Source organism: Solirhodobacter olei, assembly GCF_004010155.1.
GTDB classification, from domain to species: domain Bacteria; phylum Pseudomonadota; class Alphaproteobacteria; order Rhodobacterales; family Rhodobacteraceae; genus Solirhodobacter; species Solirhodobacter olei.
This window is the reverse complement of the sequence record NZ_RRYH01000003.1, coordinates 1-13120: the sequence shown is the minus strand read 5'-3', so window position 1 is coordinate 13120 and position 13120 is coordinate 1. Positions and strand designations below refer to the sequence as shown.

10 protein-coding genes are annotated in these 13120 nt (G+C 70.5%); 7 read left to right on the top strand and 3 right to left on the bottom strand.

The genetic code is table 11. The features are described from left to right. Positions 1 to 108: 108 nt before the first annotated feature. From EIP85_RS02275 to EIP85_RS02265, 3 genes are read left to right on the top strand one after another with little or no spacing between them, the layout of a single operon-like run. Positions 109 to 876 (top strand): LamB/YcsF family protein, encoded by a 768-nt coding sequence (locus tag EIP85_RS02275; protein WP_127900531.1) that lies wholly within the window; start codon positions 109 to 111, stop codon positions 874 to 876. Positions 877 to 879: 3 nt separating this feature from the next. Then, positions 880 to 1563 carry a 5-oxoprolinase subunit B family protein gene (locus tag EIP85_RS02270; protein ID WP_127900530.1) on the top strand — a complete coding sequence of 228 codons (684 nt, stop codon included), beginning with the start codon at positions 880 to 882 and terminating at the stop codon, positions 1561 to 1563. After that, a complete protein-coding gene (locus EIP85_RS02265; protein WP_127900529.1) occupies positions 1560 to 2522 on the top strand; it encodes a 5-oxoprolinase subunit C family protein in 963 nt (320 codons plus the stop codon). The genes EIP85_RS02270 and EIP85_RS02265 overlap by 4 nt, the downstream gene beginning before the upstream one ends. Before the next feature lie 6 nt (positions 2523 to 2528). Here the strand turns inward: EIP85_RS02265 and EIP85_RS02260 are convergent, their stop codons facing one another. Further along, positions 2529 to 5090 (bottom strand): DUF3131 domain-containing protein, encoded by a 2562-nt coding sequence (locus EIP85_RS02260; RefSeq protein WP_127900528.1) that lies wholly within the window; start codon positions 5088 to 5090, stop codon positions 2529 to 2531. A gap of 321 nt (positions 5091 to 5411) precedes the next feature. Between EIP85_RS02260 and EIP85_RS02255 the strand changes: the two genes are divergently transcribed. Continuing rightward, positions 5412 to 8753, top strand: coding sequence for a glycosyltransferase (locus tag EIP85_RS02255; RefSeq protein WP_127900527.1), 3342 nt, complete (start codon positions 5412 to 5414; stop codon positions 8751 to 8753). A gap of 34 nt (positions 8754 to 8787) precedes the next feature. On the opposite strand, the gene EIP85_RS02250 is transcribed toward EIP85_RS02255, so the two are convergent. Together EIP85_RS02250 and EIP85_RS02245 are read right to left on the bottom strand one after the other, a co-directional pair. Continuing rightward, positions 8788 to 9387: a hypothetical protein gene (locus EIP85_RS02250; protein ID WP_127900526.1), complete on the bottom strand. Its 600-nt coding sequence runs from the start codon at positions 9385 to 9387 to the stop codon at positions 8788 to 8790. A 460-nt stretch (positions 9388 to 9847) separates the two neighbouring features. Next, on the bottom strand, positions 9848 to 10087 hold the full coding sequence (locus tag EIP85_RS02245) for a hypothetical protein (protein ID WP_127900525.1): 240 nt from the start codon (positions 10085 to 10087) through the stop codon (positions 9848 to 9850). A gap of 230 nt (positions 10088 to 10317) precedes the next feature. Between EIP85_RS02245 and EIP85_RS02240 the strand changes: the two genes are divergently transcribed. The 3 genes from EIP85_RS02240 to EIP85_RS02230 all read left to right on the top strand — a co-directional run. Continuing rightward, positions 10318 to 11418, top strand: coding sequence for a LacI family DNA-binding transcriptional regulator (locus EIP85_RS02240; protein WP_338325333.1), 1101 nt, complete (start codon positions 10318 to 10320; stop codon positions 11416 to 11418). A 145-nt stretch (positions 11419 to 11563) separates the two neighbouring features. Then, positions 11564 to 12376, top strand: coding sequence for a TIM barrel protein (locus tag EIP85_RS02235; protein WP_127900524.1), 813 nt, complete (start codon positions 11564 to 11566; stop codon positions 12374 to 12376). A 23-nt stretch (positions 12377 to 12399) separates the two neighbouring features. Beyond that, positions 12400 to 13120: thiamine pyrophosphate-binding protein (locus EIP85_RS02230; RefSeq protein WP_277749279.1), on the top strand; the 721-nt coding region annotated here is incomplete at its 3' end.

The window sequence follows — 13120 nt, the reverse complement described above, 5'->3', positions numbered from 1 at the left end:
GGTCGGCGGATCGCCGCCCGCCCACCATTGCCGGAGGCGGATTCGCCGGTCAATATGCCGCCGTTGCCGGGGCAATCCCTTCTCCGGCATTCAAGGCAAGGACAGGACATGGCGCAGGTGATCGACCTCAACTCCGATCTGGGCGAGGGCTTCGGCCCGTGGAAAATGGGCGATGACAAGGAGATGCTGGGCATCGTTACTTCCGCCAACATCGCCTGCGGCGGCCATGCCAGCGATCCGGAGACGATGTTCGAGACCCTGAAGCTCGCCGATGCGCGCGGCGTGATTGTGGGCGCCCATCCGGGCTATCCGGACCGCGAGGGCTTCGGGCGCCGGGTGATCCCGATGACCCCGGCCGAGATCGGCCGGATGGTTGCGGCGCAGATCGGCGCGCTCGTCCATGTCGCGGCCCTGGTGCCGGTGGAGGTGCGCTACGTGAAACCGCATGGCGCGCTCGGCAATCTCGCGGCGGCCGACATGGCGGTGGCCGAGGCGATCGTGGCCGCGGTGCAGGCTCTGCCCGGCGGGCTCTCGATCCTCGCAATATCCGGCACCGCGCTGGAGCGGGCGGCACGGACCGCAGGCGCCCCGGTGTTCTCGGAGATCTTCGCCGACCGCGCCTACATGCCCGACGGACAGCTCGTGCCCCGGTCGCGGCCGGGCGCGATGCTGCATGACGCCGACGAGGCCGCCGAGCGGCTGATCCGTTTCCTTGAAAGCGGGCGGATGCCGACGATCGAGGGCGAGGCGATCCCGCTCGCCGCGCAATCGGTCTGCGTGCATGGCGACAACCCGGTCGCCGTCGCCACCGCCGGGCAGATCCGCGCGCGCCTGGCGGGTGCGGGCGTCACCGTCGCCCCCTTCCTCGCCGGCTGAGCCATGGCGGATCCCGCGTTCCGGCCGGTGGCCGAGCATGCCCTCCTGGTCGAATTCGGCAGCGAGATCAGCGATGCCGCGCATGAGGCCGTGCTGCGGCTTGACGGCGCGCTGGCGGCCGCCCCCTTTCCCGGGTTCCGCGAGGCGATCCCGGCCTATGTAAACCTGCTGGTGGATTTCGACCCGCTGGAGACCGATCACGCGGCGGCCGAGGCCGCGCTCCGTGCCCTGCTCGGCGCAAAGGCCGGGCCGCGTCCGGACCCGGCGGTACGCGAGGTTCTGGCCTGCTACGAGGGGGACCTCGCCCCCGACCTGCCCGCTCTGGCCGAGCTTTGCGGGATGAGCGTGGAAGCGGTGATCGCGGCCCATCTGGCCGGCGACTACCGCGTCTTCATGTACGGCTTCGCGCCCGGCTACGCCTATCTCGCCGGGGTGCCGGAGGCGATCCGCCAGCCGCGCAAGCCTGCGCCGGTGCGCGGCATCCCGGCGGGCAGCCTGATCGTGGCCGGGGCACAATGCCTTGTGACCACGCTGACCATGCCCACGGGCTGGTGGGTCATCGGCCGCTCGCCGACGCCGATCCTGACCGGCGATCCCGACCGGCCCTTCCTGTTCGACGTTGGCGACAAGGTGATCTTCCGCCGGGTCGGCCGGGACGATTTCGCCCGGGCGGAGGGCAAGGCATGAGCGGCGCGCGGCTGAAGATCGGCTTCGCGGGGCCGCTCGTCTCGGTGCAGGACGGCGGGCGGATGGGGCGCATGCGATTCGGCGTGCCGGAATCCGGCGCGATGGACCGGCTGGCGCTCGCCGCCGCGAACACCGCGCTCGGCAATGCGCCCGGCGCGGCAGGGATCGAGGTCTCGCGCGGCGGGCTGACCCTCTCCTGCAGCGAAGGCGCCGTGACCCTCGCCATCGCCGGCGGCGGGTTCATCGTCGAGGCCGCTGGCGGGCCGCTCGGCTCCTGGCACATCCTCACGCTCCGCGAGGGCGAGCGGCTGGTGATCCGCCCCGGTCCCTGGGGCAGCTGGTGCTACGTTGCCTTCGCCGGTGCGCTTCAGGCCGGGGACTGGCTCGGCAGCGCCTCGACCCATGCGCTTTCGGGCCTCGGCGGCGGGGTGATCCGCACCGGACAGGCGATCGAGATTGCCGAGGCACAGATCCGCCCCGTGCTCGAAGGCCCGATCCCCTGCCCGGTCATCGCCCGGCCCCGCCACACGGCGCGCGTGGTCCTCGGCCCACAGGACCGCTTCTTCGGGGCGGAGGCGGTGGAGGCGTTCCTGTCCGCCCGCTACACGCTCTCCGACGCCTATGACCGGATGGGCGTGCGCCTCTCCGGCCCGGCGCTAGTGCCGGAGGCGGCACTCGGCATCCCGTCGGAGGCGATCCTGCGCGGCTCGGTCCAGGTGGCGGGCGACGGGGTGCCGGTGGTGCTTCTGGCCGATCACCAGACGACCGGCGGCTATCCGAAGATCGCGACGGTGGTGGATGCCGATCTTGACGGATTCGCCCAGCTTCGCCCGCGCGATGCGGTGCGGTTCAGCGCGATCCCGCCCGCGGAGGCCGTGGCGCTTGCCCGCCACCGCGCCCGGGCACGACAGGATTACCTCGCCGCGCTTGGCCGCGCGACGGCGCGGCGCGGCGGCTGAGACGGCTCACACGGGCCTCGGCCTGCGGCCGCGCAGGATATAGGCGATCGCCTGAAGAATGACGCCGTTGGTGTTGATATCGGTGTAGAAAGCGGTGGGCTTGCCGGTCTTGGCATAGATGCCGGAGGCGTAGCCGCCCTTTTCCAGCCGCGCCCGGGCGCGGACATAGGCAAGAAGCAGGTCCGAATAGGACCCAGGCCGCATCGCGGCCCAGAGGAAGGCCGCCTTCGGGCTGACCAGCCGCATCGACGCCCGGAAGGCGGCGCTGTCGTATTCCGGGGCGCGGCTGATCGGCTCGACCATCCAGGGATCGTCGGGCCGGTCGACGCGGAGGCCCTCGTAGACGAACCAGGGCGCGCGGTCGATCGGCCCTTCCGAGACGCAGTAAAGCTCGCCGCTTTCCGCATAGGCGCGCTTCTGGGCGAAGAAGAGCACGTCGGAGAGATAGGCCGAGGGCGGCGAGAGGCCCATCTCCACCCCCTCGACCAGCATCGGCTCGGTTCCGAGCGAGCCGATATCGGCGACGGTGTAGAGCAGCGCCATCTGCCGGTCGGTCTCGGGCAGGGTGGCGGGGGTGTCATAGGGGCTGTTCGCAGCGATCCCCCAGAGGGCGAAGGCGCGGGCGGTGTAATGGGAGTATTGCGAAGCCGGCGCCGGCGCGAGCCGCCCGTTGGAGACCCATTGGATCCGCCCCCCCACCACCGTGCGAGAAATCTGCCACTTCTCGACATGGGGTTCCGCCAGCCCGCGCGAGAGCGGGTGACGGTTCAGCTCGTGCAGCGCGCTCAGAAGGTGGCCGGTGTCGAAGGGATTGTAATCCCAGGCGCGGGCAGCGCGGCGGCTGGTGTCGATCTCGCTGTTGGGGAGTGTCAGCCCGGCGATGCGCCCTGCCGGAAGATTGCCGAGGATGGCGCGGGCGCGGGCGCGGTAGTCGTCGTCGCTCATCAGGCCCAGCTCATGCGCGGCCAGGACGCCCTGGATCAGGTTGGCGAAGTCCCACATGGTCAGCATGCGCTGCAGGCTGCGCGACTGCGGCCCGTCGAAGACGGCGGAGGCGTAGAGGCCGGTCGACCGCTCGCTCATCCGGGTGAAATAGGCGAAGGCGACGCGGGCATCCTCGCGCAGGGCCGCCTGCCGCGCCGGGCTGTCGTCGGGCGGGGCCGGCGGGTCGGCAAGGGCGTCGCGCCGGGTTGTGCGCATCAGCGCCTCGACCGGATCGGCGGGCAGGAGGCCGCGCAGATAGGCCGGAAGGGGGCGGAACTCGGTCGGTCCGCGCGCCTTCAGCCCGGCCAGCCCCTGCAGGATGCGATCGCGATCATGGCCGTCGGCATAGGCCTCGGGCGCGGCGGTCAGGACCAGGTCGCGCAGCCCCGCGGCCGGGTCCTGACCCGCCTCGCGCCCGGCCAGAGCCAGGGCCACCGGCGGGGCGGGAAGATGCAGGATGCCTTCGGGGTCGAGCCGCGGCGTCGCAGGGCCCGAAGGGTCGAGCACCGCCACCACCCCCGCCGCGGCAAGCGGCCCGGCCGGGGCCGCCCCGGCACGCAGGAAGACGCAGGGGGCTGGACCGCCCGGCGCCAGTGGGGGGCCGCCGGGGCGCAGGTCGACGCAGTCGGCCGGCCCTGCACGGGACCCGGGTTCGACGAGGCTGTAGACGATCCCGGCCCGGTTCAGCGCGGCGGTGAAAGCGGCGAATTCCGCCCGGCGGGCCGGATCGGCAGGCGGGACGACGAGCAGGCCAACAAAACGGGCGGTATCCGCGGCAAACCACAGCACATTGTCACGCGGCAAAGCGGCGGACAGCCGGCCCGCACCGATGCCGTCGGCAATATCACCGATGACGCGGGCGATCTCCGCCTCCCGCGCGGCGGGGCCTAGTGCCGCGAGCCGGTCGAGCGGCAGGATCAGCTGCACCGGCCCGCTCACGCCATAGCGGGCAAGCGGGCCTGCGAGCGGCACCCCGGGCTGCCAGGAGAGGCTGCCGCGCAGGCAGGGCATCGCCGCCCCGCAGCGGTCCGAGGCGCCGGGCGCGCCGGTCGCGTCAAGGAAGGCGAGGTTGCGGAATCCCATCGCCCGGATGCCGGACAGGTCCATGGGCTGGCCCTGTCCCGCCGTGGCCAGCGTGACGGGCGCGAGGGCCGCCGCCCCCGGCTCCGGCCCCGGCGGCAGCAGGCGCGCGGCCTCGGCGCGCGCGCTCTCGGCCGCGCGCAGCTGGAAATATGGCCGCGCCTCGGCCAGGCCCGGCGCCCATGCGATCGGTTCTCCCAGCTCCGGCGCGGCCAGGAGGTAGTCGCGCACCAGCCGCATCGTCGGGTCCCCTGCCCCGCCCGGTCGGATGCCCGGCCGCGCGCCCTCGCCGCCGGGGCGCAGCAGGAAGCCCGCCGGGAGCCGGGCGCGTTCCAGCGCGGCAAGAAGCGGGCGCATCACCTCGGGCGGCACATCGCCTGCCACGCCGTCCAGGATCAGGAAGACCGGCTGCGCGCCCCCCTCCCCGGCCCATGCCCGCCAGCCCGGCGCGGCGAGGACCAGCGCCGTGAGGCTGCGCAGGAGGGCGCGGCGTGTCACGGGCATCGGACAGGCCTCCACTTCAGCACCAGGAACATGGGATCATAGAAGTCCGCAATTCTCGCCACATCATTGACCGTAATCATCACGATTTTGCCTCATTCAGATTATGCCAGAATGACAAGGTAACGGTCTGATAAAACAAAAATGCATGAACGAGGGCCCTCTGGATTGGGGGCAGGTAAATCTCCGGCCGAATTGGCCGGGGGCCAACCTGTATTTTCCGATCCGACGCACAGGCGACAGCAATTGTTTCGCCGGATCCTCTTTTTATTCGCCACAATTGCAATTGGCTGGATTGCGGTATTTGCATTCAGCCTCATTTCGGTGGCGCGACTTCCATCGGGTCCGGTGCTGGCCGCGCAGGGCAGTGCGTTTGCCCAGGCGCTGCGAGAGGTGCCGCCCGTCGCGGGTCCGCCCGCCGCGCTGCCCAGCGTCTCGCCCGCCATCTGCCGCCATCCGCTGGACGGGGGCGGAGCGGGCTCCGCGGGCGCCGCCGCGATAACGACGGGTTTGCCGGCCGGGGATCCGGCCAACCGGCGGCTGCACATCTACCTGCCGTACTGGTCGCATTGGACCTATGCACCCTTCGCGCAGCACTGCACGGCCCGCGACGTGCTGATGGCAGAGCGCTACGAGATGTCGCTGCCCGGCGGCGCCCTGACCCGGCTGGACCCGATGGCGGGGCACCAGGCCCAGATCACCCGCCGCATCCGCGCGGATATTCCCGGGATGAAGATGCTTCCGGTCCTGTCGCTCAGCTACGATCCGGCGTCCTCTGCGCCGGTCGATCCGGCTGCGACCGCCGAGCGTCTGGCCGCGGCGGCAAAGGCGGATGGTGCCGCGGGCCTCTGCATCGCACCCAACGGGTTCGGCGATGCGGGGGCGGGGCTGCTCGACAGGATGCTGCGCGCGCTTTCGGGGGCGCTGAAGGCGCGCGGGTTGACGCGCTGCCTGATCAGCGCGGCGGAGGACGGGCTGTGGCAGCAGCCGGCGCTCGTCGCGGGGTATGACAAGATCGTGGTGCAGGCCTTCCGCACCCCGTCCACGCCAGAGCCGCTGGCCCCGCAGGGCTGGTTCGCGGCGCAGGCCCGGGCGCTCGCCGCGGCGGTGCCGCCGAGCAAGCTGGTCCTTGCGCTGGGGAGCTTCGCGATGGATTGGAAGGCCGGCGCGCCGGAGGGAGAGGAAATCCCCTATGCCGAGGCGATGCGCCGTGCTGCGCGCCGTGCGGCCGTGGTCCATTTCGATCCGGCCAGCGGCAACGCGACGCTGGATTACAGCGACGCCGATGGCGCGCCGCACCGGATCTGGATGCTCGATGCCGCCACCGCCTTCAACCAGCTGACCATCGCGGCCCGGCTCGGGATCTCCGGCATCGCGCTCTGGCCCCTGGGGGAAGAGGATCCCGGGATCTGGCCCCTGCTCGCGGCCCCCATGCCCCTGCCGGTGGAGGCACTCTCCTCCGTCCAGCTGACCGATTACGTCGGCTACGAGGGCCAGGGGCCGTTCCAGGTGGTGGCCAGCCCGATGCGGCCCGGCACGCGGCAGGTGACGCTTGATCCCTGCACCGGGCTGATTACCGCGGCGCGCTATACGGTGCCGCCCCGGCCCTACACGATCCTGCGCTTCGGGCGGGCCGATCCGAAGAAGATCGCGCTGACCTTCGATGACGGACCGGACCCGAATTACACGCCGAAGATCCTCGACGAGCTGCTGGCCGCCAAGGCGCCGGGGGCCTTCTTCATGGTCGGCGAGGCGATGCTGGGCGCGCCCGGCGTGGTCGCCCGCGCGGCGCAGGAGGGGTTCGAGATTGGCTCCCACACCTTCCTGCATGGAAAGTTCGAACATCTGACGCCGCTGCGCGGCGGGCTGGAACTGAACGCGGTGCAGCGGCTGCTGGTGGCGCAGACCGGGCGCGGAACGATGCTCTTCCGGTTTCCCTACGAAGACGGGATGGGGCCGCGCACGACTGCGGACGCGCGCTCGATGTCGCTGCTGGCGCAGAAGGGCTACATCACCGTGCTGGGCCAGATCGACAGCTCGGACTGGAAGCCCTCGACCCCGCAGCAGATCGTCGATCGCGTGTTCGCGCAGCTGAAGGATATCGGTGGCAACGTCATCCTGCTGCACGACGGCGGCGGCAACCGGGCGGCGACGGTGGCGGCGGTGCCCTTGCTGATCCACCGCCTCAGGGCGGAGGGCTACCAGCTCGTCTCGCTTCCCGAGATGCTGGGGATGAGCCGCGACGCGCTGATGCCGCGCGAGACCGGGCCGCGGACGCTGTTCGAGCAGATCACCTTCGGCTTCGTCACCCAGTTCTGGAGCGGGCTGAACTGGATCTTCTGGGGGGCGATCCTGCTGGGGCCGGTGCGGATGACGGTTTTCGCCGCCCTCGCCCTGACGCGGCGGCGCAGACCCTCCTACCGCAGCTACCGGCCCTCGGTCGCCGTCGCCATCCCCGCCTATAACGAGGAGGCGGTGATCGTGAAGACCGTCCGCTCGGTGCTGGCGAGCGACTATCCCGGGCTGGAGGTAATCGTGGTCGACGACGGCTCGGCCGACGCGACCTATTCACGGGTGACCGAGGCCTATCCCCCCGGCGGGCCGGTCACGGTGGTGCGGCAGGCCAATGGCGGCAAGTCGCGGGCGCTCGGCACCGCCTACGGGCTGGTGCGGGCCGAGATCGTCGTCGCCATCGACAGCGACACGCTGCTGGCCCCCGATGCGATCGGCAAGCTGGTGGAGCCGTTCCACGATCCCCGGGTGGGCGCGGTGGCGGGCAACGTGAAGGTCGGCAACCGCGACCGGCTGCTGACCCGGTTCCAGGCGGTGGAGTACATCACCGCGCAGAACATCGACCGGCGCGCGGCAGAGGTCTATGGCGGCGTCATGGTGGTGCCTGGCGCCATCGGCGCCTGGCGGGCGAGCGCGGTGCGCGCCGTGGGGCTTTATTCCAGCGACACGCTGACGGAGGATGCCGACCTGACCGTCGCGCTGCAGCGGGCGGGCTACCGCATCGCCTGCCGCACGGATGCGTTCTCCTACACAGAGGCGCCGGAGGATGTGAAAGCCTTCCTCGCCCAGCGGCTGCGCTGGACGCTGGGGATGATGCAGGTCGGCTGGAAGCATCGCGGGGCGATCCGAGAGCTGCGGCCGGTGGGGCTGATCTCGCTGATCGACCTGCTGGTCTTCGGAGTGCTGCTCGGGCTGCTCGCGCCGGTCGCGGATCTGGTCTTCCTGAATGTCGCGCTGCGGTACGTGGTGGATCTCGTGGTCGGGCGCGGGGGGCCGGCGCAGCCCTATCCGGCGATGGTGATGGCAAGCTATCTGGTGCTGCCGCTGGCGGACCTTGCGGTGGCGGCGCTGGCCTTCCGGATGGAGCGGCGGGAGACATACCGGCTGCTGCTTCTGGTTCCCATCCAGCGGTTCTGTTACCGGCAGCTCCTCTATTTCACCGTCTACCGCGCGGTTCTGCGGTCGATTTCTGGCCAACTCGCAAGCTGGGGAAAGCTGGTGCGGCTGGGCACCGTGCAGCTGCCCGGCCGGGAAGAGGAGGCCCGGCCCGACGCGGCCCCCGTCGGCCCGGTGCTACCGGCCCAGGCGATAGCGGTCCCGGTGCATGCCGCCGCCCCCGCGCGGCGGCGGAAAGAGGCAACGCCCGCGAGCTGAGCCGAGGCCCCGAGGGGCTGGGCGGCCTGACGGATCAGAACACGCGGCAGCCGGCGTCGGCGATTGCACCCTGCCTCACGCGGTAGTTCGGGCGGGGGTTGATGATGATGGTCTGCAGCGCGGTGATGCGGTGGACGCAGGCATCGGCGGCGACGGCCGACTGGCGGCGCCCGCCGACATAGACGTCAAGCCAGGGATGACCCTTGTAGCCGGTATGGCAGGGGCCGTCCTGCGGGTCTGGGCCGTCGCCGCAGACATCCTCGACCACGGCGTATTTCTCGAGCCGGGTAAGGTAGAAGCGCGTGCCGGCGGGGAAGTCCAGCTTCTGCTGGCCGCCGATGATGGAATGGCCCACGGCGATGGTGACCGGGTCGGTGTAGGTCCCGGTTCCGCCGGCGCGGCGATGGATGACGGGCCGCGCGATCTCGGCGGAGCCGGGCGGCGTGTTGTCCCAGTAGCTGTAGCCGGTGATATAGGCCTTGAACTGGCGTTCGGAGGAACGGGCGTTACTTGTCGAGAGCCGGGCGATGCCGGGGCTCGCGCTGGCCGCCAGCAGGGGAGCGCCGTCCGCCCCTGCAGAGAAAGAGACACATACCAGTGCCGCTGCCAGCGGCCCGATCAGCTTCCCTGTCATGTGTAAACCTTTCCTGTAAATGCGGCCCCATCTGCCGCCCTGCCCAAGCACGGACCGTCGACCGCGTCTGGCCCCATCTCAACGGATGGGGTTACACCCGCGCGATACACCTACACCTGCGCAGCACTGCTACATCTGCGTCTTCGGCCTGGCCCGCACACTGCCCTTGCCATGATCGTGCAGCATAGGGAGTTAACGGGAGGTTCAAAGTTTGCAGGAAAAATGCGGCGTATTTTTGCCAACGCCGGCGGGCCGCGACGCAGCGGCGCCCCAATCTGCCGGCGGGCAGGACGCGCAGCCACGCCGCGCGGACCGGTGGTACGGCCCGGTAAGGGTTTGTCGAAAGGGGAGTTTTCCGGCCCCCTCCGCCGCGCACCGTGGTTCGGGCGCAGCCGGGCGCGCAGGGGCCGGCAGCGGCCGCGGAAGATTACAGTGAGGCGCGCGCGCGTGACCGCGCGTTTCAGACCAAGCGGGTGGCGCGGGCGCGGCGGCGAAGGCTGGCGGCGAATCGCAGCCCGCGGGCGGCAAGCCGGGTGGCGCGCGACAGCAGGTGGCCGGTCCAGGACGCAAGGTCGATCAGGCGATCGAGCGTGGTCGGCGGAATGATCTCCGGCTCCGGGGGCGCGATCTCGGGCAGCACGTCGAGGCCCCGGCGGCGCTTGTCGGAACTGGTGGAGGTCATGCGGTCTTTCGGGGTCATTCAAGCTGCCTATGTTCTTCTGATGGATTTTGGACTGGCTACGCTCGGGGTACTGTCGATGGGCCACTCTCATCCTTCAAATGCATCCGGAAATGGGAGCAGGCAGGTCCTTTTTGTGGCGGTGGAGCGGGATCGCCGGCCAATCCCCGGCAGGCCGGACGATTAACCTTAATCCATCGACAACCCGGCCCCGCGCGGGGGGACGAAACCGCAACGCCCGGCCGGAGGGCTTGCGGCTTGATCCGGCGGCCGAAACCCGCATCATCGGCCGCGTGACACAGCACCGGACCCTGCCCGCGATGGCGCGACGCCCCACGATCGAGGATCTTGCCCGCGCCGCCGGTGTCAGCACCGCCACAGTGGACCGGGTGCTCAACGGCCGCCTGAAGGTGCGCGAGGATACCGCGCGGCGGGTGGCAGAGGCCGCGCATCGCATCGGCTTCCACGCCCGCGGCCTGATCGAGCGGCGGCTCTCGCCAGAACTCCCAGTGCTCGACCTCGGCTTCGTTCTGCTGAAGGAGAAACAGGAGTTCTACCAGAACTTCGCGGCCGGGATCCGCGCCGCCGTCGCCGCCCGCAGCGACATTCGCGGCCGCGCGCTGATCCGCTTCTCTCCCTCGCAGGGGCCGGAGGATTTCGCCGCCCACATGCGCGCGCTAGGGCAGGAGGCGGATGCCATTGCCTGCGCTGCGGTAAACCATCCCGGCGTCAGCGCAGCGGTGCAGGAGTTGAAGGGGGCCGGCGTACCGACCTTCGCGCTCCTGAACGATTTCGGCCAGGGCATCCGCGAAAGTTATATCGGGCTCAACAACGTGCAGGTCGGCCGCATCGCGGCCTGGACCATCGCCACCGCCGCACGCACCCCCGGCAAGATCGCGGTCTTTGTCGGCGGCAACCGCTGGCACGGGCACGAACTGCGCGAGACCGGCTTCCGCTCCTACGTCCGCGAGCATGCGCCGGGCTTCACCGTGCTCGACACGCTGGTGAACCTCGAGACCCGGCAGGTGACCTACGAGGCGACACTCGACCTGCTGCACCGCAACCCGGACCTCAAAGGCATCTACGTCGCCGGCGGCGGGATGGAGGGCGCCATTGCGGCGGTGCGCGAGACGCTGCCGCCCGGCCAGATCGCCTTCGTGGTGAACGAGCTGACCGCCGAAAGCCGCGCAGCCCTCTCCGCGCGATACCTGACGCTGGTCATGGCGACGCCGCTTGCCGATCTCTGCCGCGACCTCGTGGATTTCATGGTAAAGGCCGTGCGCGAGGGGATGAGCCCGGTCCCCGGCCAGCACTTCCTGGAACCCCGGCTCTACACCCCGGAGTCGATCTGAGGCGCGGGCGCGCCATGATGGTTTTCCATCATGGCGCCCGGTTAAAACCCATCATGAATGATGGATTCCACCGCCCCGCAGATTGACGCAGGGCCCCCAGCCCGCGCAGGGTCGGCCCCGGATACCGCGCCGGAGGGGGAACGCGATGCTCAAGGCCTTGAACCACATCACCACGCCCGGGCTGGGTTACGAGGCCTTCCTCGACCTCGCGGCGCAGCTCGGCTGCATCGGCGTCGAGGTGCGCAACGACATTGCCCGCCCGCTCTTCGACGGGATGGACCCGGCCGAGGCCGGCCGGCTGGCCCGCGCCAAAGGCCTGCGCCTGCTCGGCCTCAGCCAGGTCTACCCGTTCAACAGCTGGTCCGACGCCATCGCCGCCGAGGTCCGCGCGCTCATCGCCACGGCCAAGGCCGCCGGGGCGGAAACGATCAGCCTGATCCCCCGCAACGACGGCACCGGCACCGCGAATGGCGAGCGGCAGGCCAACCTGCGCCTGGCCATGAAGGAGACCCTGCCGATGCTGCAGGAGGCGGACCTCGTCGCGCTGGTAGAGCCGCTGGGCTTCCCGGTCTCCTCGCTCCGCCAGAAATCGGAGCTGGTCGACGTGATCGAGGCGCTCGGCGCGCAGGCGCATTTCAAGCTGGTCCACGACACGTTCCACCACGCGCTGGCGGGCGGCGGGCCGATTTTCCCGGCGCACACCGGCATCGTCCACATCTCCGGCGTGAGCGACCCCGCCCCGGCGGTGGAGGAGATGCTCGACGCCGACCGCGTGCTGGTCGATGAAAACGACCGCCTCGGCAACATCGCCCAGATCGCGGCGCTTCTGGCTGCGGGCTACGACGGCGCCTTTTCCTACGAATGTTTCTCGCCCGAGACCCAGGCACTGACAGATCCGCAGGCTGCGATCGGGGCCTCGTTCGATTACATCGCGGCCCGGGTGGCCGCCCCCGTCTGAGACGTCCGGAGGGAGGAGACAAGATGAACACGATCCGGTTGACCGCGGCGCAGGCAATGGTGCGCTGGCTCTCGGTTCAGATGACCGAGGAGGGAGAGCGCTTCATCGAGGGCGTCTGGGCGATCTTCGGCCACGGCAACGTGGCGGGGCTGGGCGAGGCGCTGCAGGGCATCGGCGACGCGCTGCCAACCTGGCGCGGGCAGAACGAACAGACCATGGCCCATGCCGCCATCGCCTATGCCAAGGCGAAGAAGCGGCGACGGGCGATGGCGGTCACCTCCTCGATCGGCCCGGGGGCGACCAACATGGTCACCGCCGCCGCGCTGGCGCATGTGAACCGGCTGCCGGTCCTGCTGATCCCCGGCGATGTCTTCGCCAACCGCCGGCCCGATCCGGTGCTCCAGCAGATCGAGGATTTCGACGACGGCACCGTCAGCGCCAATGACTGCTTCCGCCCTGTGGTGCGCTACTTCGACCGCATCACCCGGCCGGAGCACCTGCTGAGCTGCCTGCCGCGGGCGCTGGCCGTGATGACCGATCCGACGAACTGCGGCCCGGTCTGTCTGGCCTTCTGCCAGGACGTTCAGGCAGAGGCCTACGATTACCCCGAGGCCTTCTTCGAACCGAAGGTCTGGCGCATCCGCCGGCCGGAGCCCGACCCGCACGAGGTGGAAGAGGTGGCCGGGATGATCCGTGCCGCCAAGGCGCCGGTGATCGTCTCCGGCGGCGGCACGCTCTATTCGG